This is a genomic window from Burkholderia sp. D-99, from assembly GCF_011605345.1.
Taxonomy (GTDB): Bacteria; Pseudomonadota; Gammaproteobacteria; order Burkholderiales; family Burkholderiaceae; genus Burkholderia.
In genome coordinates this window covers 841,955-866,402 of record NZ_JAAOXM010000001.1, presented here as the reverse complement: position 1 = coordinate 866,402, position 24,448 = coordinate 841,955, and the positions used below count along the sequence as shown (strand labels likewise).

Annotated in this window: 20 protein-coding genes and 1 pseudogene; 10 read left to right on the top strand and 11 right to left on the bottom strand. The window is 68.8% G+C overall.

The genetic code is table 11. From position 1 onward, the window contains the following. Positions 1 to 72: 72 nt before the first annotated feature. Complete coding sequence (locus tag HAV18_RS03795) at positions 73 to 1,557, bottom strand: PLP-dependent aminotransferase family protein (RefSeq protein ID WP_166952968.1); 1,485 nt, start codon at positions 1,555 to 1,557, stop codon at positions 73 to 75. Here HAV18_RS03795 and HAV18_RS03790 point away from each other — a divergent pair. From HAV18_RS03790 to HAV18_RS03755, 8 genes and pseudogenes are all read left to right on the top strand, one after another. Further along, positions 1,550 to 1,858, top strand: a complete 309-nt coding sequence (locus HAV18_RS03790; protein WP_166952965.1) for a hypothetical protein — start codon at positions 1,550 to 1,552, stop codon at positions 1,856 to 1,858. The two genes, HAV18_RS03795 and HAV18_RS03790, sit on opposite strands and share 8 nt — an antisense overlap. Before the next feature lie 132 nt (positions 1,859 to 1,990). Then, entirely contained in the window at positions 1,991 to 2,908 is a 918-nt protein-coding gene (locus tag HAV18_RS03785; protein ID WP_166952962.1) for a LysR family transcriptional regulator, read from the top strand. A gap of 146 nt (positions 2,909 to 3,054) precedes the next feature. Then, positions 3,055 to 3,804 (top strand): SDR family oxidoreductase, encoded by a 750-nt coding sequence (locus HAV18_RS03780; protein WP_166952959.1) that lies wholly within the window; start codon positions 3,055 to 3,057, stop codon positions 3,802 to 3,804. 173 nt (positions 3,805 to 3,977) lie between these two features. Continuing rightward, positions 3,978 to 4,129, top strand: a pseudogene (locus HAV18_RS39785) (LacI family transcriptional regulator); the annotation flags it as partial. 467 nt (positions 4,130 to 4,596) lie between these two features. Beyond that, on the top strand, positions 4,597 to 5,283 hold the full coding sequence (locus HAV18_RS03770; protein ID WP_166952956.1) for a type 1 glutamine amidotransferase domain-containing protein: 687 nt from the start codon (positions 4,597 to 4,599) through the stop codon (positions 5,281 to 5,283). Positions 5,284 to 5,423: 140 nt separating this feature from the next. Continuing rightward, on the top strand, positions 5,424 to 6,533 hold the full coding sequence (locus HAV18_RS03765; protein ID WP_166952953.1) for an NADH:flavin oxidoreductase/NADH oxidase: 1,110 nt from the start codon (positions 5,424 to 5,426) through the stop codon (positions 6,531 to 6,533). A 124-nt stretch (positions 6,534 to 6,657) separates the two neighbouring features. Beyond that, the gene (locus HAV18_RS03760; protein ID WP_166952950.1) at positions 6,658 to 7,728 is read left to right on the top strand and encodes an AI-2E family transporter; all 1,071 of its coding nucleotides are present in this window, start codon (positions 6,658 to 6,660) and stop codon (positions 7,726 to 7,728) included. Positions 7,729 to 7,938: 210 nt separating this feature from the next. Then, positions 7,939 to 8,313 (top strand): hypothetical protein, encoded by a 375-nt coding sequence (locus tag HAV18_RS03755; RefSeq protein ID WP_166952947.1) that lies wholly within the window; start codon positions 7,939 to 7,941, stop codon positions 8,311 to 8,313. A gap of 24 nt (positions 8,314 to 8,337) precedes the next feature. Here the strand turns inward: HAV18_RS03755 and HAV18_RS03750 are convergent, their stop codons facing one another. Further along, a complete protein-coding gene (locus tag HAV18_RS03750; RefSeq protein ID WP_166952944.1) occupies positions 8,338 to 9,132 on the bottom strand; it encodes an SDR family NAD(P)-dependent oxidoreductase in 795 nt (264 codons plus the stop codon). A 221-nt stretch (positions 9,133 to 9,353) separates the two neighbouring features. On the opposite strand from HAV18_RS03750, the gene HAV18_RS03745 reads away from it, so the two are divergent. Continuing rightward, positions 9,354 to 10,199 carry an AraC family transcriptional regulator gene (locus tag HAV18_RS03745; RefSeq protein WP_166952941.1) on the top strand — a complete coding sequence of 282 codons (846 nt, stop codon included), beginning with the start codon at positions 9,354 to 9,356 and terminating at the stop codon, positions 10,197 to 10,199. 22 nt (positions 10,200 to 10,221) lie between these two features. On the opposite strand, the gene HAV18_RS03740 is transcribed toward HAV18_RS03745, so the two are convergent. The 7 genes from HAV18_RS03740 to HAV18_RS03710 form a co-directional block, all read right to left on the bottom strand. Continuing rightward, a complete protein-coding gene (locus tag HAV18_RS03740; protein WP_085037708.1) occupies positions 10,222 to 10,809 on the bottom strand; it encodes a LysE family translocator in 588 nt (195 codons plus the stop codon). Positions 10,810 to 10,908: 99 nt separating this feature from the next. After that, positions 10,909 to 12,366, bottom strand: coding sequence for a heavy metal sensor histidine kinase (locus HAV18_RS03735; protein WP_166952938.1), 1,458 nt, complete (start codon positions 12,364 to 12,366; stop codon positions 10,909 to 10,911). Next, on the bottom strand, positions 12,363 to 13,058 hold the full coding sequence (locus tag HAV18_RS03730) for a heavy metal response regulator transcription factor (protein ID WP_011355331.1): 696 nt from the start codon (positions 13,056 to 13,058) through the stop codon (positions 12,363 to 12,365). Before HAV18_RS03730 ends, HAV18_RS03735 begins: the two co-directional genes overlap by 4 nt. 28 nt (positions 13,059 to 13,086) lie before the next feature. After that, positions 13,087 to 14,601 (bottom strand): efflux transporter outer membrane subunit, encoded by a 1,515-nt coding sequence (locus HAV18_RS03725; protein WP_166954123.1) that lies wholly within the window; start codon positions 14,599 to 14,601, stop codon positions 13,087 to 13,089. Positions 14,602 to 14,606: 5 nt separating this feature from the next. Beyond that, the gene (locus tag HAV18_RS03720; RefSeq protein WP_166952935.1) at positions 14,607 to 15,836 is read right to left on the bottom strand and encodes an efflux RND transporter periplasmic adaptor subunit; all 1,230 of its coding nucleotides are present in this window, start codon (positions 15,834 to 15,836) and stop codon (positions 14,607 to 14,609) included. A 36-nt stretch (positions 15,837 to 15,872) separates the two neighbouring features. Continuing rightward, entirely contained in the window at positions 15,873 to 19,040 is a 3,168-nt protein-coding gene (locus tag HAV18_RS03715) for an efflux RND transporter permease subunit (RefSeq protein WP_166952932.1), read from the bottom strand. A gap of 228 nt (positions 19,041 to 19,268) precedes the next feature. After that, positions 19,269 to 20,024 carry a Crp/Fnr family transcriptional regulator gene (locus tag HAV18_RS03710; protein WP_166952929.1) on the bottom strand — a complete coding sequence of 252 codons (756 nt, stop codon included), beginning with the start codon at positions 20,022 to 20,024 and terminating at the stop codon, positions 19,269 to 19,271. Positions 20,025 to 20,192: 168 nt separating this feature from the next. Between HAV18_RS03710 and HAV18_RS03705 the strand changes: the two genes are divergently transcribed. Beyond that, positions 20,193 to 21,845, top strand: coding sequence for an acyl-CoA synthetase (locus HAV18_RS03705; RefSeq protein WP_166952926.1), 1,653 nt, complete (start codon positions 20,193 to 20,195; stop codon positions 21,843 to 21,845). 37 nt (positions 21,846 to 21,882) lie between these two features. Here HAV18_RS03705 and HAV18_RS03700 read toward each other — a convergent pair whose 3' ends face one another. Both HAV18_RS03700 and HAV18_RS03695 read right to left on the bottom strand, forming a co-directional pair. Continuing rightward, positions 21,883 to 23,865, bottom strand: coding sequence for a methyl-accepting chemotaxis protein (locus HAV18_RS03700; protein ID WP_166952923.1), 1,983 nt, complete (start codon positions 23,863 to 23,865; stop codon positions 21,883 to 21,885). A gap of 140 nt (positions 23,866 to 24,005) precedes the next feature. Beyond that, the gene (locus tag HAV18_RS03695; RefSeq protein WP_166952920.1) at positions 24,006 to 24,437 is read right to left on the bottom strand and encodes a YqaA family protein; all 432 of its coding nucleotides are present in this window, start codon (positions 24,435 to 24,437) and stop codon (positions 24,006 to 24,008) included. Between the last annotated feature and the right edge of the window lie 11 nt (positions 24,438 to 24,448).

Here is a 24,448-nt window from a genome sequence, read left to right as displayed (position 1 = left end):
GCGCACGGTGGCGCGACAGGACCCACTTTAAGACGCATACTGGCCTGCTTGAATGGCCAATTTCCGGAAAATTCAGGTAACCAGTGCCGAACCGCCGAGGGTGCCCGAACCCAGCAGGCCGGCCAGCTTCGCGAGCGCCGTGTCGATGCGCAGCGCGTCGATCCCGCCATAGCCGAACAGCAGCCCCGCACTGACCGGCACGCCGACGTGGAATGCAGAGATGCCGTACAGGCCGATGTCCTGCGCGCGGGCCGCGCGGACGAGCGCCGCCTCGTCGAGCCCCGGCTTCAGGCGGGCGGCGAGGTGGATGCCGGCGGTCGGCACGATCGCGTCGAACCACGGCGCGAGTTCGCCGCGCAGATGCGCGATCAGCATCTTGCGGCGCGCATCGTAGTGCTTCTGTACGCGCTTCAGGTGCCGTGCGAAGTCGCCTTCGAGCATGAAGCGTGCGAGCGCCGCCTGCGTCAGCGTGCACGTGTGCCAGTCGACGATCTGCTTCGCCTTGGCCAGCGCGCCGCGCAGCGCGCGCGGCGGAATCGCGTAGCCGATCCGCAATTCGGGAAAGATCGTCTTCGAGAACGTGCCGACGTACGCGACGAGGCCCGTGCGGTCGAGGCTCTTCAGCGATTCGACCGGGCGGCCTTCGAAGCGGAACTCGCCGTCGTAATCGTCCTCGATGATCACCGCGCGGCGGCGCTGCGCCCATTCGAGCAGCGCGACGCGCCGGTCCAGCGTCATCGGCATCCCGAGCGGGAACTGGTGCGACGGTGTCACGTAGACGAGGCGTGCGTCGTCGGGCAGCCGTTCCGTGACCAGGCCGTGCGCGTCGACCGGCACGCCGATCACCGTCGCACCGAGCGACGCGAACGCGGCACGCGCGGGCGGATAGCCGGGATCCTCGACCGCGACCACATCGCCGGGCCGCACGACGACGCGGGCGATCAGGTCGAGCGCCTGTTGCGCGCCTTGCGTGACGAGCACGTCGTCCCAACCGCACGCGACCGCGCGGCTGAACGCGACGTAGCGCGCGATCGCGCCGCGCAACTGCGGATCGCCGGCCGGGTCGTGATACTGGGCGGGGCCGCGCATCTGCTGGCGCAGCGCGTGATGCAGGCAGCGCCGCCACGCGTCGAACGGGAACAGCGTCTTGTCGGTCACGCCGCCGCGGAAGTCGAAGCCGGGCGAATCCTGCGGCGTGGGCATCGCGAGCGCGTCGGGCAGGTCGTTCCACAGCGCGCGCGCATCGACCGCGTCGACGCGCGGCGTGCCGTCGACGAGCGACGGCGCCGACATGGCTGCGGCGTGCGGCACGCGCGCGAGGCCGTCCGCGACGAACGTGCCGTCGCCCGCGCGCGTATTCAGGTAGCCCTCGGCGACCAGACGCTCGAACGCGTCGAGCGTCGTCTTGCGCGATACGCCGAGCTGTTTCGCGAGGTCGCGCGTCGACGGCAGCCGCGCGCCGCCCGCGAGACGCCCGTCGACGATCGCGGTGCGCAGTTGCCGGAAGATCTGCCCCGTCAGGTCGTGACGGCCTTCGATACGGATGGCGATGTCCATCGCAGTGGTTACCTCGATTGATGCATTTTTTCCGAATCCGGTGTACCGCCAGTATGCCGCCGCCGTGCGGATTCGGGGCGACGGGATGCTGCGTTCGATGCAGTGTGCGGGCGGGGAACCGAAAGGCGAGAGCGCTGATCGAGCGTGCGAAACCGTCGAAACCGTCGAAACCGTCGAAACCGTCGAAACCGTCGAAACCGTCGAAACCGTCGAAACCGTCGAAACCGTCGAAACCGTCGAAACCGTCGAAACCGTCGAAACCGTCGAAACCGGCCGGCCAAACGGGCGGAACACCCAATGAAGCGACGTTCGCCGGCCGCTTGCCCACCCATCCGCCGCATCGAACGCCATCCGATTGGACCGCCGCCCGCCGCTGCCTTACGATCCACGGGAGCCACGACAACCCCAGACCAATCCACACCGGAGCGTGCCCATGCTGTCCGAAGACGAACTTGCGCTGCTCGACGCGATCCGCGCCACCGGCAGCCTGTCGCGCGCGGCCGCGCGGCTCGGCAAGGCGCCGTCGACGGTGTCGCACGCGGCACGCCAGCTGGAAACGCGCTTCGACGCGCTGCTGTTCGACCGGCGCGGCTACCGGCTGCAGCTCACGCCGGCCGGACAGTTGCTGACCGACGAGGCGGCACGGCTGGCACTGGACGTCGCGCGGCTGACGCAGCGCGTGCGGCAGGTCGCGAGCGGCTGGGAAGACCGGCTGTGGATCGTCAGCGACGAGGTGCTGGAGTTCGACACGCTGCTGCCGGTCGTCCAGGCGTTCGACGCGCTCGACTCCGGCGTGTCGTTGCGTTTCACGCACGAAGTGCTCGGTGGGACCTGGGAAGCACTGCGCGACGGCCGCGCGGATCTGGTGGTCGGCGCGACCAACGAGCCGCCGGCGATTCCCGCCTTCAAGTGGTTCGAGCTGGGGGCGATGGAGTGGGTGTTCGCGGTGTCGCCGCGCCATCCGCTGGCCGCCGCGCGCGGCGCGCTGACGCGGGATGCGATCGGCGCGCACCGGGCGGTCGTCGTCGCCGATTCGTCGCGTCGTGCGACCGGCCGCGCGTATGGCCTGCTCGGCGGACAGGCCGTGTTGGCGGTGCCGTCGATGCGCGCGAAGATCCTCGCGCAGCGCGACGGGCTCGGCGTCGGCTGGGTGCCGCGCCGGCGCGTGACGTCGCTGCTCGCGCGCGGCGAACTCGTCGAAAAACAGACGGCCGATCCGCGCGAGCCGAACCTGCTGTATGTCGCGTGGCACGGCGACCGGGACGGCCGTGCGCTGCAATGGTGGCTCGAGCAATTGCGCGAACCGAGGCTCGCGCAGCGCCTGCTCGACGGCATCGACGTGGCCGGCTGACGCGGCGCGGAACCGGGCAATCGAACCCGCCCGTGCAAACACGTTCGACAATTTCGAACGTGTTCGTCGCGCACGTCGCACGGCAAGGCCGGGCGCGGCGCGCATCCTGTGTTCACGGTCAACTCACCGGTTCACAGGAGAACATCATGCAACGCTTCGAAGGAAAGACAGTCCTCGTCACGGGCGGCAACAGCGGCATCGGCCTGGCGGCCGCCAAGGCATTCGCGGCCGAAGGCGCGCGCGTCATCATCACCGGGCGCGATGCGCAGACGCTCGAGGTCGCGCGGCAAACGCTCGGCGCAGGCGCGCTCGCGATCCGCAACGAGGCCGGCAGCGTCGCATCGGCCCGCGCGCTGGCCGATGCGATCGCGTCGGCGGGGGCGCGGCTCGACGCCGTGTTCATCAACGCGGGCGTCGCGAAACTCGCGCCGTTCGCCGACAGCGACGAGGCCATGTGGGATCTCGTGTTCAACACCAACGTGAAGGGCGCGTATTTCCAGATCCAGTCGCTGGTGCCGCTGCTGAACCGCGGCGCGTCAATCGTGATCAACGGCTCGATCAACGCGCACATCGGGATGCCCGGCTCGTCGGTGTACGCGGCGAGCAAGGCGGCCGTCAATTCGTTCGCGAAGACGCTGTCGACGGAACTGCTGCCGCACGGCGTGCGCGTGAATGTCGTGAGCCCGGGGCCCGTGCAGACGCCGCTTTACGGCAAGCTCGGGCTCGATGCGGCCACGCTCGACGAGACGGCCGACAAGATCAAGGGCCTCGTCCCGATCGGCCGGTTCGGCACGCCGGACGAGATCGCGTCGACGGTGCTGCACCTCAGCGCGCCGGAATCCGCGTTCATCGTCGGCGCGGAGATCATCGCGTCGGGCGGGATGGGGCTGCTCTGATCGGCGAGGCCCCGGCGGGGACGGCAGCCGGCCGGCGTTGCGCCGGGCGGGCTGTCCCCGTCACATGCGGACGGGCGGCGTCCGCGCATCGCATCTATCGCGCCGCACAGGCGCCACGCATGTCGCCGCCCGCTGCTGGCGCGCGGGACGCGGTGTGCCGGCTGTCGGGTTAAGGGAACCGGCGCATCGCAATGGTCAACGCGTCGCTTGCACTGAATTTTGCCGCGCCACGCCACGCCGTGCAGGCTATCTGTCAGCGCTGCGCGAAGCCGGCATCGAGCCGAATCCGGCGCGGTTCGTCGAGTGTCCGTTCACGCACGATGGCGTGCGCGAGCATCGGCTCCAGGCGCCGGCAATCGAGGCGGGCGACACGGACGGCCCGGTGCGTGACCAGCCGGCGCAGTGAAGGTGAGGGGCGCGAGCGACAGCGAGCGCTGACGGATCGCGCACCTCGGGAATGGCCATGACGTTCGAAGGGGCGATTCTCCGTTTACTAGACGACCGGTCTAATCAAAAGCTATCATCCGGCCTCATGAATGCGGCGACGTCCGCGGCGCATGCAACACAGACGCGAAAATGCCATTTCGCGCTGCGATGCTGGTGGTGCAGCGAGACGCCGTCGTTTTATTTTCGAAAGTCCTAGACGACTGGTCTAATAGGCGCATGTCGCATTCGGATACGTGGGTCGCACGATAACGCGTCACAGCTGACTAACCGACAGGCGTGCCGCGCCGGCCGGGTTTTCCGGTTGTGCGGCCCCGTTCCCATCCATTTTCGAAGGAGTGTCCGATCATGAAGATTCTGGTTGTCCTGACCTCGCACGACACGCTCGGCGACACCGGCAAGAAGACCGGCTTCTGGCTGGAGGAACTGGCCGCGCCGTACTACACGTTCAAGGATGCGGGCGTCGAGCTGACGCTCGCATCGCCGAAGGGCGGCCAGCCGCCGCTCGACCCGAAAAGCAACGATCCGACCGCCCAGACCGACGCGACGCGCCGCTTCGAAGCCGATGCGGCGGCCAAGGCCGAACTGGCTTCGACGCGCAAGCTGGCCGACGTGTCCGTGGACGACTACGACGCCGTGTTCTACCCGGGCGGCCATGGCCCGCTGTGGGATCTCGCCGAGGATCTGCATTCGATCGGCCTGATCGAGCGCGCGCTGGCGGCCGGCAAGCCGGTCGCGGCCGTCTGCCACGCGCCGGGCGTGCTGCGTCACGTGAAGAACCCGCAGACCGGCGAATCGGTCGTGCGCGGCAAGCGCGTGACGGGCTTCACCAACAGCGAGGAAGCGGCGGTCGAACTGACCGAAGTCGTGCCGTTCCTCGTCGAAGACATGCTGAAGACCAACGGCGCGCAATTCGAGCGCAGTGCCGACTGGGCGCCGCATGTCGTCACCGACGGGCTGCTGATCACGGGGCAGAACCCCGCGTCATCGGAGCCTGCCGCCGAGGCGCTGCTCGCGCAGCTCGGCCACCGTTAAGCCGATGGCGCCGGCCGGGCCGGCGCCGCACCGTATCCGTCGCCGGGCGCAAGCCGCCCGGCGACGCCCCAATCGTTCCGTCGTGCGCACTGCACGGCGCGTTTCCAGTCGTTTTGCAGAACCAAGCAAAGGAGCCGTGGATGTCTGCCCTGTTCGAACCGTTCAAACTCAAGGATGTCACGCTGCGCAACCGCATCGCGGTGCCGCCGATGTGCCAGTACGTCGCCGAGGACGGCGTCGTCAACGACTGGCATCACGTGCATCTGGCCGGCATCGCGCGCGGCGGCGCGGGCCTCGTGATCGCCGAGGCGACGGCCGTGTCGCCGGAAGGGCGCATCACGCCGGGTTGCGCGGGGCTGTGGACCGATGCGCAGGCCGAAGCGTTCGCGCCGTCGGTCGCGGCGATCAAGGCGGCCGGCGCGGTGCCCGGCATCCAGCTCGCGCACGCGGGCCGCAAGGCGAGCGCGAACCGTCCGTGGGAAGGCGACGACCATATCGCCGACGGCGATCCGCGCGGCTGGCAGACCATCGCGCCGTCGGCGGTGCCGTTCGGCGCGCATCTGCCGAAGACGCCGCGCGCCATGACGCGTGACGACATCGCACGCGTGCAGGCCGACTTCGTGGCGTCCGCGAAGCGCGCGCGCGACCTGGGCTTCGAATGGCTCGAACTGCACTTCGCGCATGGCTATCTCGGCCAGAGCTTCTTCTCGGTGCATGCGAACCAGCGCGACGACGAATACGGCGGTTCGGCCGAGAACCGCGGCCGCTTCCTCGTCGAAACGCTGGCGGCCGTTCGCAAGGTGTGGCCCGAGCATCTGCCGCTGACCGCGCGCCTGGGCGTGATCGAATACGACGGCCGCGACGAAGAGACGCTCGCCGAGTCGATCGCGCTCACGCAGCGGCTGAAGCAGGAAGGGCTCGACATGCTCAGCGTGTCGGTCGGTTTCTCGACGCCCGCCGCGCAGATTCCGTGGGGCCCGGCGTTCCTCGCGCCGGTCGCCGAGCGCGTGCGCCGCGAGGCCGGGCTGCCGGTGTCGTCCGCATGGGGGATCGACACGCCGCAACTGGCGAACCGCGTGGTGGCGGAAGAGCAGCTCGATCTCGTGATGGTCGGCCGCGCGCACCTGGCCGACCCGCACTGGCCGTACTACGCGGCCAAGCAGCTCGGCGTCGACCGTCCGTCGTGGACGCTGCCCGCGCCGTACGCGCACTGGCTCGAGCGTTACCGGACCGCCGACAAGGTGGCCTGAGCGGGCGTGGCACCGGGGCGGCGCGAGCATGACATGCGCCGCTGATCCGGCGCCGATGGATAGAATGGCGGTTCGCGCAGGCCGGTGGCCTGCGCGAACCGCCATTTTTTCATTCAGAGGTGCCATGGGCGCACAAGTCCCGTCGTCTCACGATCCCGCCGCACGCCCGCGCGTGCAGCAGATCGCCCGCGCCGTGCTGTATGCGGCGCTGCTGGTGATCGCGCTGTGGGTGATCCACGATTTCATTCCCGCCATCGCGTGGGCCTGCGTGACTGCCATCGCGATGTGGCCGATGCTGAAACGCTTCGAATCGCACCGGCTGTTCCGCAATCGCCCGACGCTCATCGCGCTCGTCATCACGGCGGGGATCTCGTTGCTGGTCGTGCTGCCGGTGGCCGTCGCGGCGACCCAGGCGATCGGGCAGGCGCATGACCTGCGCGAGTGGCTGCGCACGATCCAGGACAACGGCATCCCGGTGCCGGACGTGGTCGGCCGGCTGCCTTATGGCGCCGCGCAGGTCACCGAATGGTGGCAGGCCAACCTTGGCCATCCGCTGCATGCGGCCAGCGCGATGCACGGCGTCAACAGCGAGAAATTCCTGGCGTTCGGCCGGCAGTTCGGCACGAAGCTCGCGCACGCGCTGCTCGAATTCGGCTTCATGCTCGTCACGCTGTTCGTGATCCTGCGCGCCGGCCACAAGCTGTCGGGGGCCTTGCTGCAGGGCGCGCGGCGCGCGTTCGGGCACAACGGCGCGGAGCTGATCGAGCGGATGGTCGCGGCCGTGTTCGGCACGGTGACGGGGCTCGTCGTCGTCGGGCTCGGCGAGGGCGCGCTGCTCGGCGTCGCGTATGCGCTGGCCGGTGTCCCGCATGCGGCACTGCTCGGCCTCGTCACGGCGATCGCCGCGATGCTGCCGTTCTGCGCGCCGGTCGTGTTCTGCGGCGCGGCGCTCTGGCTGTTCGTGCAGGGCGCGACCGTGTGGGCCGTCGCGGTGGCCGTGCTCGGGTTCGTCGTCGTGTTCGTCGCCGAGCACTTCGTGCGGCCGGTGCTGATTGGCAGCTCCGCACGGTTGCCGTTCCTGCTCGTGCTGTTCGGCATCCTCGGCGGCGCTGAGACGTTCGGCCTGATCGGGCTGTTCGTCGGCCCCGCGCTGATGACGGTGCTGACGATGCTGTGGGCCGAATGGATTGCGTGACGAGCGCCGCGCCACCGGTTGACGCCGCGGCGCGGATGCGCGTGCGAACGCGCGGCGGCCGCCGCGACGGGCGGCGAGCGGGCCGGTACACGGTCATGCAATGCAGCGATTGCGATAAAGATCTCTACATTTCTTTTCGATCCGGACCCAAAGGTCTAGTAGCATGAGGCTTTCGATCGCGCCGGCACGGCGCAGCAGATTTCCTCAAGCATGCGATTGATTCCGATGGCCCGTCCCGCAGCGACGCTGTCCCTGGCCGCCAGCTGCCTGATGTTGCACGGCTGCGCGTGGTTCGACGCGTGGCTGCCATTCTCGTATTCGCGCACGCCGCTCGCGAGGGCCGCGTCGCGGCACGGCGCGACGCGCGCCGACGTCGTCCGCGCCGGCGGCAATCCGCGCAGCGTGTGGATGGTCCGCAACGGCAGCGGCGTCTGCTACAACTACTTCATCGAGCACGGCAACGACCACCGCGAGTATTTCGTCGTGTTCGACAGGGCCGGCGTCGTCACGCAATACGGCTTCGATTCCTGCATGAACGCTGACCGCAAGGGCACGCTGCAGCCGGGCAAGGCCGCGTCGCGCTAGCGCGGCGGCCTTGCCCGCCCGTCGTCACGCGATCGTGTCGACCACGCCGCCGTCCACCCGCAACGCGGCACCCGTCGTCGCCGAAGCGAGCGGCGAGCACACGTAGACGACCAGGTTTGCGACTTCCTCCGGCGTCGCGGGCCGCTGGATGATCGAGCTCGAGCGATGGTTGCGCACGAAATCCACGGCCACGTCTTCGACGCTGCGGCCGGTTTCGTCGGCCGTTTCCTTCAGCAGCGCCCGCACGCCGTCCGACATCGTCGGCCCCGGCAGCACCGAGTTGACGGTCACGTTGGTGCCCGCTGCGAGCTTCGCGAGCCCGCGTGCGATCGACAGCTGCGCGGTTTTCGTGAATCCGTAATGAATCATGTCGACCGGGATATTCAGGCCGGATTCCGACGAAATGAACACGATGCGACCGGCGTTGCGTTCGATCATCCCCTTCAGGTAATGCCGCGCGAGGCGCACGCCGGACATCACGTTGGTCTGGAAATAGTGGTCCCACTCGGCGTCGTCGATGTCGAAGAACGCCTTCAGGCCGTAGATGCCCGCGTTGTTGACGAGGATGTCGGCCGCAGGTGTGTGCTGCGTGATGCGCGCGACACCGGCGGCATCGGAGAGATCGGCCGCGACGCCGTCGAAGCCCGCACCGGGGACGGCCGCGCGCAAGTGCGCGAGCGCGGACTGCACCGACGCGTCGCTGCGGCCGTTGACGACGACGCGCGCACCGGCGCGCGCCAGCCCTTCGGCAATCGCGAGCCCGATGCCTGCGGTGGAGGCGGTGACGACCGCGGTCTTGCCTTTCAGATCGATATGCATGAGCGTGACGGGAGAAGAGTGAACGGGATCCGGCGCGGGTGTCGCGGCGGACGGAATTCAAAGCTTAGGCGAAACGGCGCGATCCGGCATCGAAGCCAGTGGTTCGGCGAGTGGTCCGGCGATCCGGCGATCCGGCGATCCAGCGATCCGGCGATCCGGTTGCGCGGCGCCGCACAGTCTTGTACGGTGAGCGTTCGCCGTCCGAACCGGGAGCCCGCCGCGTGAGCCGTACCGCCAACCGATCCGTCGTACCGTCGCCGTTCTGGCGCGACGCCGCGCTGCCGTTCATCGAGGCGCGTACCGTCGACGACGGTCGCGCGATCTGCTACGCGAAGCACACGCACGACACGTTTTCGGTGGGCGCGATCGTCGGCGGCACGAGCACCTACGTGAACGGCGCGACGAACGAGCACGTCGGGCGCGGCGTGCTCGTGATCATCGATCCGGAACAGGTGCATGCGTGCAATCCTTACGGCCCCGACGCGTGGGCATACCGGATGGTCTATGTCGACGTGCCATGGCTCGCGCGGCTGCAGCATTCGCTGGGCCGCGATCCGAATTGCGATTTCCATGGGTTTTCACCGAAGTTGACGGAACGGCACGACCTGTTCGCGCAATTTGGCGGCTTCTATCGCACGCTCGTCGCACCCGGCATCGATTCGCTCGGCAAGGAGAGCGCGGCGGTCGAGTTCTTCACGGCGCTGCACGGCGCGCTCGATCGCGAACTGCCCGGCCCGCGCGCCGGGGACGACAACGCCAAACTCGCGCGCGCGGCCGACTACATCGCCGCGCATTGCCGTGAGGGCGTCACGCTCGATGCGATCTGCGCGGCGGCCGATTTGTCGCCGTCGTACCTGATCCGCGCATTCAACGCGCGCTACGGCATGACACCGCATGCGTTCCTGATCGATCGCCGCGTGCAGTACGGTCGCACGGAGCTGCGCCGCGGCCGGCCGATCGCCGATGTCGCGCTCGACGCGGGCTTTGCCGACCAGGCGCATTTCCAGCGCGCGTTCCGGCGGATCGCGGCTGCAACCCCCGGCCAATACCGCAGCGCGACGAGCTGAAAGACGAGCTGAGCGGCGAGCCTTACACGTCGAGCAGGAAGAGTGCGCTGCCCGCGAGCAGCAGCGCCATCAGCCGGTTGAACACGCGCATGCGCCGCGCGTTCGCGAGGCGGTGCCGCAGCGATGCGCCCGCATACGCCCAGCACGCGATCGACGCGAAACAGATCACGAGATACAGCGCGGCGAACTGCCAGACCTGCGCGCGGTCGCCGTCGGCCGCATATGCGCCCATCGCGGCCACGCACGCGAGCCATGCCTTCGGATTCAGCCACTGCATCGCCGCGCCGGCCGCCGCCGACGGGCCGGCCACGTCCGGGTCGGCCGACAGCCGGCCGTCATCGAGCGCGAGCCGCAGCGCCATATACAGCAGGAATGCGATCCCCGACCACTGCGTGGCGGTCGTCAGCACGGGCCAGCGCGCGAGCGCCGCGTGCAGCCCGAGGCCGATCAGCAGGAACAGCGCGACGAAGCCGAGCGTCGCGCCGGCCGCATAGCGCAGGCTCGCGCCGAGGCCGTGGCGGGCGCCCGCGCTGAGCGCGACGATGTTGACGGGGCCGGGGGTGATCGACGAGGCGAGCGCGAACGCCGCCATTGAAACCAGCATGCTCATTGGATGTCTCCATGCGAAATGTCGAAAGTCGCATCGAGACTACGGGAGCCGCATCGGCCCGTATTGAAGAAAACTGCCCTCGGCCGCGCGCGGCGGCCGTCAGTGCAACGCGCGCGGCGTGTGCGCCGGTTGCGCGTCGTGCGTATCGGCGGGGCCGTTTGCATCGGCCGGGCGCAGCGGGCCGCCCGCGCAAGGTTGCGTCGATACCGAGAAGCCGAACGTATTGACGCCGCCCGAGCATGCGACGAACACGCCGCCACCGTGCATCTCGGCGACGGCCTTGACGATCGACAGCCCGAGCCCGTGGTTCTCCTTGCTGTTCGCGCGGGCTTCCTCGAGCCGGTAGAAGCGCTCGAACACGTGCGAGCGTTGGGCGGGGTCGATTGGTTCGCCGGGGTTCGCGACGGCCATTTCGACGAGCGCGTCGCGGCGCGTGATCGTCACGTTCAGCGTCGCGCCGGGCACCGAATGCTGGATCGCGTTGATCAGCAGGTTCGTCATCGCGCGGCGGAACAGCGACGGATCGACGGCCGCGCGTGCATCGCCGTGCAGTTCGGCATGCAGTTGCGCTTCATCGAGCGGGATTTCGAGGAAGTCGAGCATGCGCCGCACCTCGTCGGCGAGCGACACGTCTTTCAGGTCGGTCGCGCGTTCGCCGCGGTCGCTGCGCGACAGGAACAGCATGTCGTTGATGATCACGCGCAGCCGCTCGAATTCCTCGAGGTTCGACTGCAGCGTCTGCTGCATCCGCTCGACCGTGCGGTCGCGGCTGGTCAGTGCGACCTGGGTCTGGCCGATCAGGATGCTGACCGGCGTGCGCAGCTCGTGCGCGACGTCCGCGTTGAATGCCTCGAGCCGCGCGTAGGTTTGCTGGATGCGGTCGAGCGCGCCGTTGAACGACGCGGCGAGGTCGCGCAGCTCGGCCGGCAGCGCGTCGGTCTGCAAGCGCTGGCGGCGGTTCGTGGCGCTCACGGTTGCCGCATCCTGCGACAGCCGGTCGAGCGGGGCGAGCCCGAAGCGCGCGACCGCGCGGCTCAGCAGCAGCGTGATGACGGTGGCTGTCGCGATCAGCGCGGCGAGGGTCCAGCCGAAACGGCGCAGCATCCGCTGCGTGCGCTCGCACGAACTGGCGACGATCAGCTGGAGTGTCGGCCGCTCGCCGCTGCCGGCTACGGTGACGGTTTTCGTCATCACGTCGTAGCTGCTGTCGTTCAGCGCGTAGCGCTGGAACGCGCCGTTCGGCGGCTCGATGGGCACGCCGTTCACCGGGCTACCGAAGCGGAAGGCGGGATCCGGGCTGACGATCTGGTAGTGCGTCGAGCCGTCGGGCGGTTCGAAATCGCTGAGTTTCTCCTGCAGCAGGCGCCCGCGCGCAGCGGTGGTGGCATGCGACACGATCAGTTCGGCGACCTTGGAACGCGTGTCGAGCGTCGCGCGCAGCTCGGCGAACAGCTGGCGCTCCATCATCACGAACAGCCCGCAGCCCACCAGCGTGAACACGAGCAGCGACACGATGCCGAACATCGCCGACAGCCGCAGGACGATCGAGCGTTTCATGCCGGCCTCTCGGTATCGCCGTCCTCGCGCGCTTCGAGCACGTAGCCCATGCCGCGGATCGTGTGCAGCAGCTTGTCCGTGAACGGGCCGTCGAGTTTCGCCCGCAGGCGCTTGATCGCCGTTTCGACGACGTTCGCGTTGCTGTCGAAGTTCACGTCCCACACGAGTTCGGCGATGGTCGTCTTCGACAGTACCTCGCCGCTGCGCCGCGCGAGCACGCCGAGCAGCTGGAATTCCTGCGCGGTCAGGTCGAGCCGCGTGCCGTCGCGGGTCGCGCGGCGGCCGATCAGGTCGACGCGCAGGTCGCCGATCGAGATCAGCGTCGATTCCTGCACGCGCGCGCGGCGCGTCAGCGCGCGCAGCCGCTCGATCAGTTCGAGGAACGAGAACGGCTTGGTCAGGTAGTCGTCGGCGCCGCCGCGCAGCCCGCGCACGCGGTCGTCGACGCGGTCGCGCGCGGTCAGCATGATGACGGGCGTCTGTTTCTGCGCGCGCAACGCGCGCAGCACGCCGAAGCCGTCCAGCTTCGGCAGCATCACGTCGAGCACGACGACGTCGTAGTCGAATTCGACGGCTTTCCACGCGCCGTCCTCGCCGTCGAGCGCGGTGTCGACGACCCAGCCTTCCTCGGTCAGGCCGCTCTTCAGGTATTCGACGACTTTGGGTTCGTCTTCGACGATCAGGACTTTCATGTTCGAATCCGTTGTCCGCGTGATCCGGTTAAGGGCCCGGTTGCGCCGGTGCCGGCGCCGGGGCTGCAGTGGCGACCTCGGCCGGCGCCGGGTCGCCCGTGGCATGGCCGTCCCAGCCGCCGCCCAGCGCCTTCGCAAGAAACACGACGAGCGCCGCGCGCTGGCCCTGGATCTGCACGGCCTGCCGCTCGCTCGTCAGCAACTGCTGCTCGGCCGTCAGCACGTCGATGAACGGCGTCAGGCCGCCCGCGTAGCGATCCTGCGCGAGCGACACGAGCTTGCGTGCGTCGTCGACGGCCGCGGCGGCCTGCTGCGCGGCCTCGGCGAGCACCGACAATCCCGTGACCGCATTCTGCACCTCCTGGAACGCGGTGAGCACGGTCTGCCGGTAGCCGGCCTGCGCGGCGACATAGCCGGCCTGTGCGAAATCGACGCCGGCCTTCAGCTTGCCGCCTTCGAACAGCGGCTGGCTGAGCGACCCCCCGACCGACCACAGCAACGCCGGCACGGTGAACAGGCCGGCGAAGCGCGTCGCGTCCCAGCCGATATCGGGCGACAGCATGATGCGCGGGAAATACGCGGCCCGCGCGACGCCGATCTGTGCATTCGCGGCAGCCATCGCGCGCTCGGCCGACGCGACGTCGGGGCGCCGCTGCAGCACGTCGCTCGGCAGGCCGGTCGGCAGCGCCGGCGCGTTGATGGGAACGACGCGCGGCGCGATCGAGAAGGCGGGGGCCGGCGTGCCGACCAGCGTCGCGATCGCGGTTTCGACCTGCACGCGCTGCTGGAGCAGCAACTGCGCCTGGGTGCGCGTCGCGTCGAGCTGCGCGCGCTGCTGCAGCAGGTCGAGTCCCGACACCGCGCCGAGGTCGTGGCGCGCGCTCACGTAGTCGAGCGCTTTCTGCTGCAGGTCGATCGAGCGCCTGACAACGTCGATCTCGGCATCGAATTCGCGCAGCGCGAAATAGCTCGACGCGAGATCGGCAGTCAGCACCAGGCGCGCGTTCGCGAAATCGTCACGGGCCTGTTCGGTGGTGGCCTGCGCGGATTCGACGCTGCGCCGCACGCGGCCGAACAGGTCGAGCTCGTAGCTGACGCTCGCGCCGACCTGGATGTCGTTCTGCACGGTCGACGTGTTCAGCGTCGCGTAATTGGTCTGCGGCCGGTCGGCCGAGATCTTGAAGCGCTGGCCGCTCGCGTTCAGGCCGACGGCCGGATACTGCGCCGCGGCGACCGACGCGAGCGTCGCCTTCGCCTGGTCGTAGCGCGCGGCGACGGCCTTTAGGTTCTGGTTGTTGCGCAACGCTTCGGCTTCCAGCGCATCGAGCTGTGGATCGCCGAACGCGGTCCACCATGCCGGGTCGAGCGGCGCGCGGGCCGGCGCGGCCGGATGCCAGTACGCATCGGCCGGATCGAGCCGCCACGCGGCCGGCGTGGCGACGTCGGGCCGCTGGTAATCGGGGCCGACCGTGCAGCCGGCGAGGGCGGCGGCGAGCGCAACGGCAGTGGCGGAGACGGCGGCGGGCCGCCGGCGGATGCGCATCGCGATCACGACTTCGCCTCCGCGGCGCCGGATGCCGGCTTCGCGGCCGGTGCCGAGACGATCACCTGATCGCCGTTGGCGAGCGCGTCGCTCGGGTTCGTGACGAGGCGGTCGTTCGGCGTGAGCGGGCCGTCGACTTCGAGTGTCTGCCCGATCGTGCGCACGACCGTCACCTGTTTCAGGCGCACCTGGCCGTTCGCGTCGACCGTCGCGACCGTCGGGCCTTCGGCGCGGAACAGCAACGTATTGGCCGGCACCTGCAGCCGGCCGACCGGCGTCATCGGCAGCGTCGCCTGGACGTAGGCGCCGGGCAGCAGCCGCCCGTCCGGGTTCGGCAGCGTGATATCGATCTGCAGCGAACGCGTCGCGACGTCGATCGCCTCGGACGTGCGCGTGATCGTGCCGTCGAATGTCGTGCCCGGCAGCTCGGCCTGCGCGACGCTCACGTGCTGGCCGACCTTCACCTGCTGCGCGTACGCCTGCGGCACCTGCACGTAGAGGCGCAGCCGGTCGGCCTGCACGACCGTGAACAGCGAACGGCCCGCGTTGCCGGAACTGACGAGATCGCCGACATCGACGTTGCGTTGCGTGACGATCCCGTCGATCGGCGCGACGATCCGCTGGAAGCCTTTCAGCTCGGTGAGCCGGCGCATGTTCGCGTCGGCCGCGGCGAGGTTCGCGGTGCCCTGGTTGAACGCGCCTTGCCGGTCGTCGAGTTCCTGCTGCGAGACGGCATCGCGCTGGCGCAGCTGCTGCGCGCGGTCGAACGACGTCTTCGCGAGCGCGAGTGCGGCTTGCGCCTGCTGGCGCTGCGCGGTGGCCTGTGCGAGTTCCTGGTTCAGCTCGGGCGTGTCGAGTTCGGCGAGCACTTGGCCCTGCTTCACGTGCGCGCCGATGTCGGCTTGCCAGCGCAGCACGTAGCCGCTCGCGCGCGCGTAGATCGGCGCCTCGACGAAGCCGCGCAGCGTGCCGGGCAGCGACAGCTTGCCGCCGGTGGCCGCATCGACCGGATGCGCGACGCTCACGTACTGGCGCGTGTTCTGCTCGGCGACCGCGTCGAGCCGGTTGCGGTTCAGCACGTTGACGAAGACCGTGCGCGCGGCGCCGGCAGCCAGCAGCACGCCGATCACGATCAGGACGATTCGACCGCGCCGCGACACCGATGTGCGCGTCGGCAGGTGCATGCCGTGTTCGTCCACCTGGATGCCGACGGCGCTGTGATGTTTCTCTTCCATGAATTCAACCAAATCAACCGGGTAGTGGGACGAAAGTCAGTGTCCGGCGTGGCGCGCGCGCCGGCGGGCCAGCCGCGCATGCACGCCGCCGAACACGAGCGGCACGAACAGCAACGTCGAAACGGTCGCGAACAGCAGCCCGCCGATCACCGCGCGGCCGAGCGGCGCGTTCTGCTCGGCGCCTTCGCCGAGACCGAGCGCCATCGGCACCATCCCGATGATCATCGCGAGCGCCGTCATCAGCACCGGCCGGATCCGCGTCGCGCCGGCCTCCAGCGCGGCCGTGAGCGGCGGTGCGCCGGCCGCGAGACGCTGGCGCGCGAACGACACGACCAGAATGCTGTTCGCGGTCGCGACGCCCACCGTCATGATCGCGCCCGTCAGCGCGGGCACGCTCAGGTGGGTGCCGGTGATGAACAGCATCCAGACGATGCCCGCGAGCGCGGCCGGCATCGCGCTGATGATGATCAGCGGGTCGAGCCACGACTGGAAATTGACGACGATCAGCAGGTAGACGAGCACGATCGCCATCGCGACGCCCGCGCCGAGGCCGATATACGACGTGCGCATCGTCTCGACCTGGCCGCGCATCGTCAGCTCGGTGCCGCGCGGCAGCGTCGCGCGCGCATCGGACACGATGCGGTCGATCTCGCCCGCGACCGCGCCGAGGTCGCGGCCTTCGACGCTCACGTATACGTCGATCGCCGGGCGGATGTTGTAGTGCGTGATCACGGCCGGGTTCGCGGTGCTGCGCACCTGCACGAGGTTGCCGAGCAGTTGCAGCGGCATGCCGGTGCGGCCGCTCGCCGAGATCGGCGTGCCGAGCAGATCGTCGACCGACGCGATGTTGTATTGCGGGGTCTGGATCTGCAGCGGGTACTGGACGCCGGTGCGCGGGTTGATCCAGAACGACGGCGTCGTCTGCGAACTGCCGGATAGCGAGATCAGCATGTTCTGCGCGACGTTCTGCGCGGAGAGATTGAGCTGCTGCATGCGCGTACGGTCCATGTCGGCCAGCAGGGTCGGCTCGTCGTTGCGTTGCAGCACGTGCACGTCGACGGCACCGGGGATTTGCCTGAACTTTTTCATCAGGCTGCTCGCGATAGTCATGTTACTCGCGAGATCGTTGCCGAGCACCTGCAGGTCGATCGCGGCCGGTTGGCCGAAGTTGAGGATCTGCGTGATGATGTCCGACGGCTGGAAGAAGAACTCGACACCCGGGAAGCGTTCGGGCAGCACCGTGCGCAGTGCCTGCACGTAGTGCTGGGTCGCGCGGTGGCCGGGCTTCAGCGCGATCAGCAGCTCGCCGTCGAGCGTGCCGATCGTGCCCGCGTTGCTGTACGACAGGTTGATGCCGCTCACCGGCAGGCCGAGGTTGTCGACGATCGCACCGAGCTCGTCGGGCGGCACGGTTTCGCGGATCACGCGCTCGACCTGGTCGGCGAGGCGTGCGGTTTCCTCGATCCGGTAGCCGGTCGGCGCGCGCATGTGCAGCCGGATGTTGCCCGAATCGGCATTCGGGAAGAAGTCGCGGCCGAGCACGAACACGAGGCCCGTCGACAGCACGCAGAAGCCGAGGAAGCACATCGCGTAGAAGCGGCGGCGCACCAGCAGGATGCTGAGCAGCACGATGTACCACGCGCGCAGCCGCTCGAACGCTTCGTTGAACGCGTGATGGATGCGCGCGAAGCGCGACGTCGAATGGTCCGGGCCGGTGCTCGCCTGCTGAGGGCGGAACAGCAGCATCGCGAGCGTCGGCACCAGCGTGCGCGACAGCACGTACGACGCGAGCATCGCGAACACGACGGCTTCCGCGAGCGGCACGAACAGGAAGCGCGCGACGCCCGTGAGGAAGAACATCGGCACGAACACGATGCAGATGCACAGCGTCGACACGAACGCGGGCACCGCGATCTCGCCCGCGCCTTCGAGGATCGCGTCGTGAAGGTTCGTACCGAGATGCAGGTGCCGCTCGATGTTCTCGATCGTCACCGTCGCGTCGTCCACCAGGATCCCGACCGCGAGCGCGAGCCCGCCCAGCGTCATGATGTTGATGGTCTCGCCGAGCGCGGCGAGCGCGATCAGCGACGTGAAGATCGACAGCGGAATCGAGATCGCGATGATCAGCGTGCTGCGCCAGTTGCCGAGGAACAGCAGGATCATCATCGCGGTCAGCACGGCGGCGATCAGCGCTTCGTGAATCACGCCCTGGACGGCCGCGTCGACGAACACCGACTGGTCGAACAGCGGCGTAATCGTGAGCCCTTCGGGCAGTGTCGGGATCACTTTCGGCAGCAGCGCCTTCAGGTCGGACACGACCTTGAGCGTCGACGCGTCGCCGCTTTTCAGGATCGAGATGAGCACGCCGCGCTGGCCGTTCTGGCGCACGACGTTGGTCTGCGGCGCGAAGCCGTCGCGTACCGATGCCACCTCGCGCAGGTAGGTCGTCGCGCCGTTGACCGTCTGGATCGGCAGGTTGTTGATGTCGGCGACGGTATCGGCCGACGCGTTGGTGTCGATCCGGTATTCGGTCTGGCCCATCTTCGCGGTGCCGGTCGGCAGCACGAGGTTCTGCGCGTTGACCGCGTTGACGATGTCGGCAGGTGTGAGCCCCTTCGCGAGCAGCGCCTGCGGATCGAGGTCGATCGCGACCACGCGCGTGCGGCCGCCGTACGGGAACGGGATCTGCACGCCCGGCACCGTGATCAGCTGCGGGCGCAGGAAGTTGAGCGCGATGTCGGCGAGCGACTGTTCGCTGAGCGTCTTGCTCGACAGCCCGAGCTGGATCACCGGAATGCTCGAGGCCGAATAGGTGATCACGAGCGGCGGCGTCGCACCCTGCGGCATCTGCCGCACGATCGCCTGCGCGGACGAGACCGTCTGCGCGATCGCCGTCTGCACGTTCGCGCCCGGTTGCAGGAACACCTTCACGACCGCGATGCCGGGCAGCGACGTCGATTCGACGTGCTGGATGTTGTTGACGGTCGTCGTCAGGATCCGCTCATGCACGGACGTGATGCGGTTCGTCATCTCCGTCGCGGAGAAGCCGCTGTAATTCCAGATGACGCTGATCACGGGGATGTTGATCGCGGGCAGCACGTCGACCGGCGTGCGCATCAGCGCAAGCGGGGTGGCCAGCACGATCATGATGGCCATGACGATGAACGTGTAGGGGCGCCTGAGCGCGAGATTGACAATCCACATGGAGGCAGCGGGACAGGCGGTGATCAGGCGTGGGTAAAGGGAACCCGAATGATAGGCGTCGGCATGGAACGGGTTACTGTCGCGAAACTGGCGGAATTGTCAGGTTGGGGCGGGGCGGCCCGGTGCCGATTCAGCAGAGGAAACGCGGCGGGGTGCTGCGGCCGGAAAACGGCCGTGATACCGGACGAGTCGATCGCGTTTGCAGCGCTTGCGTTCATGGGCCCGCGCTCAGATCTGCTCCATCCCGACGCGCGCGAGCGCCCCCAGGTCGACGACGTCGATCTGGTTGTACGCGAGCCGCAGCGCGCCGAGCTTCTCGAGTTGCTGCAGCGCCTGGTTGATGCGCTGCCGGGATACGCCGACGAGCATCCCCAGTTCCTCCTGCGAGATCGACAGCGACGGACCGGTGTCCGGGTACAGGTCGGGATTGAAAAGCTGCGTGAGCGCCTGCGCGACGCGTGCGTCGACGTCCAGCAGCCGGCTGTTCTGGATCGATGCGATGAACTCGCCCATCCGGTTGTTCAACTGGTGGATCACGAAGCGCGTGAACGGCAGGCTCGTGTCGAGCAGCGCGTGGAACGTGTCGACCGGCACGAACAGCACGGTCGAGCGCTGGATCGCGACGACCTCGTACTTGCGCAGTTCGCGCTTGATCACGCTGCCTTCGCCGAACCAGCCGCCCGACGGTACGCCCGAGAACGTGCAGCCGCGCCCCGACGCATTGAAGATCGCGAGCTTCAGCAGCCCGCGATGCACGCCGATCCAGTATTCGGACGGCGCGAGCCGATGGGCGATCACGTCGCCGGCCTCGCACTGCTCGACGCGCGATTGCGCGAGCACGAGCGCCTGGTGCTCGGGCGCGAGCGTGCGGAACCAGGCGCACTGGCCGAACAGCGTGGCCAGCGCCGGCGGCGGGCCCGGTTCGGAAGGGGCGTCGGCCGGGTGGGCGGGCGCGTCGGACAGTGCGGCGAGCGGGTCGTGCATGGGTGCGGGTTTGCGAGGATAGGGATAACGCGCAGCGCGTGAAAGGCACTCTGTCGTTTCGATGACAGACGGCTCACAATAGCGCCCGTTAGGCTGTCGGCAATTGAACCACATCAAAACGATCCGGGGTGGATGGGCCTCGGTCGACAGGACACGGGAGACAGGATCATGACGCAGATGTTCGAGGCCGGACTCGGCCGCCGCGACGCCAATTACGTGCCACTCACCCCGATCGACTTCCTGGTCAGGACGGCGGAAGTCTACGGCGAGCGCCTCGCGATCGTGCACGGCGACGTGCGGCGCACCTGGGGCGAAACCTACACGCGCGCGAAGCAGCTGGCGAGCGCACTCGCGCGGCTCGGCGTCGGTCGCGGCGACACGGTCGCGGCGATGCTGCCGAACATCCCGGCGATGGTCGAGGCGCACTTCGGCGTGCCGATGGCGGGCGCCGTGCTGAACACGATCAACACGCGGCTCGACGTGTCGTCGGTGCTGTTCATGCTGCGTCATGGCGAGGCGAAGGTACTGATCGTCGACACCGAGTATGCGGAATTCGCGCATCGCGCGGCGCTCGAGGTGCCGGGCCTGAAGATCGTCAGCGTGGCCGATGCGATGCCGGCGGACCCCGCGCGCTTCGCGGGCGCGACCGACTACGAGGCGCTCGTGGCAAGCGGCGACGCCGACTACGCGTGGACGCCGCCCGCCGACGAATGGGACGCGATTGCGCTGAACTACACGTCCGGCACGACCGGTGATCCGAAGGGCGTCGTCTATCACCACCGCGGCGCGTATCTCGCGGCGATCAGCAATATCCTCGAATGGGACATGCCGAAGCATGCCGTCTACCTGTGGACGCTGCCGCTGTTCCACTGCAACGGCTGGTGCTTCCCGTGGGCGGTCGCGGCGCGCGCGGGCGTGAACGTCTGCCTGCGCAAGTTCGATGCGAAGACGGTGTTCGACCTGATCCGTCGTGAACGCATCACGCACTACTGCGGTGCGCCGATCGTGCAGAGCGCGATCGCGAACGCGCCGGCCGAATTCCGCGCCGGCATCGACCACACGGTGCATGCGATGGTGGCGGGCGCGGCGCCCGCGCCGGCCGTGATCGCGAAGATGAAGGAGATCGGCTTCGACCTGCTGCACGTGTACGGGCTGACCGAGGTCTACGGCCCGGCGACCGTGTGCGCGAAGCAGGCGCACTGGGAGGCACTGCCCGATGAAGAGCGTGCACGGCTCAATGCGCGCCAGGGCGTGCGCTACCACCTCGAAGCGGGCGCGACGGTGCTCGATCCCGACACGATGGCGCCGGTGCCGGCCGACGGCGAGACGCTCGGCGAGATCATGTTCCGCGGCAACATCTGCATGAAGGGCTACCTGAAGAACCCGAAGGCGACCGACGACGCGTTCCACGGCGGCTGGTTTCATACCGGCGATCTTGCGGTGCTGACGCCGGACGGCTATATCCGGATCAAGGATCGCAAGAAGGACATCATCATCTCGGGCGGCGAGAACATCTCGAGCATCGAGGTCGAGGATGCGCTGTACCGGCATCCGGCCGTGGCGGTCGCCGCCGTCGTCGCGATGCCCGACCCGAAATGGGGCGAAGTGCCGTGCGCGTTCGTCGAACTGCGCGAAGGCGCGAGCGCGACCGAAGAGGAGATCGTCGCGCATTGCAGGCAGTTGCTCGCGGGCTTCAAGGTGCCGAAGGCCGTGCGGTTCGGCGAGCTGCCGAAAACGTCGACCGGCAAGATCCAGAAATTCCAGCTGCGCAACGCGGTCGGCTCGGACAAGGCGATCGACCTGGCGGGCGACAAGAAGTAGGCGACCCGCCCGGCCTTGGCCGATCATCCGGCGTCCGTCACGCGTCGCGTTCGAGCCGGAACACGCTGACCGCGTCCGACAGTTGCGCGGCCTGGTCGCGCAGCGCGACGGCCGCGCGTTCGGCGTCCGAGATCAGCGACGCATTCTGCTGCGTCGCGTCGCCGATCTGCGTGACGGCCAGGTTCACCTGTTCGATGCCGGTCGATTGTTCGCGCGACGCCGCGCTGATCTCGCCGATCAGCGTGCGGACCTGGTCGACGCGCGCGACGATGTCGCGCATCGTGCCACGCGCGGCGTCCGCGATCCGGTAACCCTGTTCGACGGTCGTCGACGATTCGGCGCTCAGTGCGTCGATCTCCTTGACCGCAGCCGCGCTGCGCTGCGCGAGCGTGCGCACCTCCGCCGCGACCACCGCGAAGCCCTTGCCGTGTTCACCCGCGCGCGCGGCCTCGACGGCCGCGTTCAGCGCCAGGATGTTGGTCTGGAACGCGATGCCTTCGATCGTGCCCGTGATCTCGGCGATCCGGCGCGTTGCGCGGCCAATGTCGTCCATCGTCGCGACCACGCTCTGCACCGCGGCGTCGCCGTTCGTCGCGGCGGCCGACGCGTCGGCGACCAGCGCGTTGGCTTGCGCCGCGTGCTCGGCGCTCTGCTGCACGGCGGCGGTGATCTGTTCCATGCTGGCTGCCGTTTGTTCGACGCTGCTCGCCTGCGTCGCGATCCGCGCGGCCATGTTGCCGCTGCCGGCCGCGATGTCGACCGTGCCGCGCGCGATGTCGGCCGAGCTGTTGCGCACCTGCTCGACGATCCGGGCGAGGCCGTCGCCGATCCCGTCGACCGCCTGCACGAGCCGGCCGATCTCGTCGTTGCCCGCGTGGCCGCGCGTGGCTGCGTCATCGCGGATGCGCATGCTGAGATCGCCCGCCGCATAGCGCTCGGAGGCGCGTGCCGCCGCATCGAGCGGCCGGCTCACGACGCGACGTACCACGATGACGAATAGCGTCGCGAACGCCGCGACCAGCAACGCGCCGATCATCAGGAAGCGGTTGCGGGTGGCGCGCATGCTGGCGAGCAGTTCGTCGTCGAGTGCGATGCCGCCGACGAGCCATTGCCACTGCGGAATCGTCGTGAACGACACGAATTTCGCGGTGGGCCCGCTGTCGTGCGCGGCCGGGTCGGTCGACGTGTACGCGAGCTGCCCTTCGCCGGCAGCGAGCATCTGCGCGTAGGGCGCGCGCGTGTCGTCGGCGGGCCCGCCGGCCGTATCGGGATGCACGACGAAGGTGCCGCGCGACGGGCCCTGCGATGCGTCGAGCACGAAGTAGTAGCCGTTGCTGCCGATCTTCAGCGAACGGATGCCGTCTTCGACGAGCTTGAGTTCGGCTCCGATGTCCAGCCCGACGAACAACGCGCCGATTACGCGGCCGGTCGCATCGGTCACCGGCTTGTATTGCGTGATGTACGGCCGCCCGAACAGCTTCGCGAGGCCCGTGTACACGCGTCCGGCGACGAGCGGTGCGTATGCGGGGCCCGCGCGGTCGAGCTTCGTGCCGACGGCGCGCGCGCCGTCCTGCTTCTTCAGCGATGTCGTGATGCGCACGAAATCGTCGCCGTCGCGCGCGAAGATCGTCGCGATGGCGCCGCTTTTCTTCAGGAACTGGTCGGGAATCGAATAATCGAGGTCGAGCGGCTGGCCGCCCGCGAGGAGCGTCGGCGCGGCGACGCCACCGATGTCGACGGTGCGCGCCGGGTCGAGCGAGAAGTCGGCCGGCAGGAAGCTCGCGAACAGCGACATCGAGCGATTGGCTTCGGCGGTCAGCGCCTTGTCGAACAGGTCGACCATCGCGCGGATCGACTGCTCCTTGTCGGCGATCCGCAGGTGCGCTTCTTCAGCGAGCTGCTGGCCGGCGAAATGGGCGAGTGTCCACGCGAACACGGTAAACAGCAGGGCGACGAGCGCGCACGCCAGCGCGGCCAGACGCGCGCCGACGCTCACCCGGCCCAATTGGGTCAATCTCATGAAACATCCTGAGTGGGGAGGGGGAGGGGCGGAACGCACGCGTCACCGCTAGACGTCCGCTTAATACGGCAACTTTGGCGAAATCTTTAGCGGAACGCCGTCGATGGCGGGCAGGCAGGCGCGCGAGAAGACAGCGGGCGTCAGTGCGTCACGAGCCACGCGACGGCCAGGTAACGGTCGACCTTCGCGATCGTCACGATGGCGAGAAAGTTCGGCAACGGCTCGCGCGGCACGTCCGCGATCACCGTCAGCGGATCGCCGATCACGGGCGCCCACCTCAGCAGCAGCGACCGGCGGCCGTAGCGCGCATACCAGCGCTCGGCGCGCGCGAGCGCGGCGGGCTTGACGGGAAGCCAGCGGCGCTCGCGGAAGTGCTCGGTGCCGCGCCCGAGCGCCCGGTTGATCGCGGAGCCGGCGACGTTGCGGATGCTCGCGACGAGCACCAGCGCCCACGCGGGTTCGCGCCCGGCGAGCAGCAGGCCGGCGAGCACGGCTTCGGACTGGAGCGGGAACAGGGTCGCGGCGACCATCGACACGGCGAACAGGCCGCCGTCAGTGAGCAGTTCGGACATCGCGCGACTGG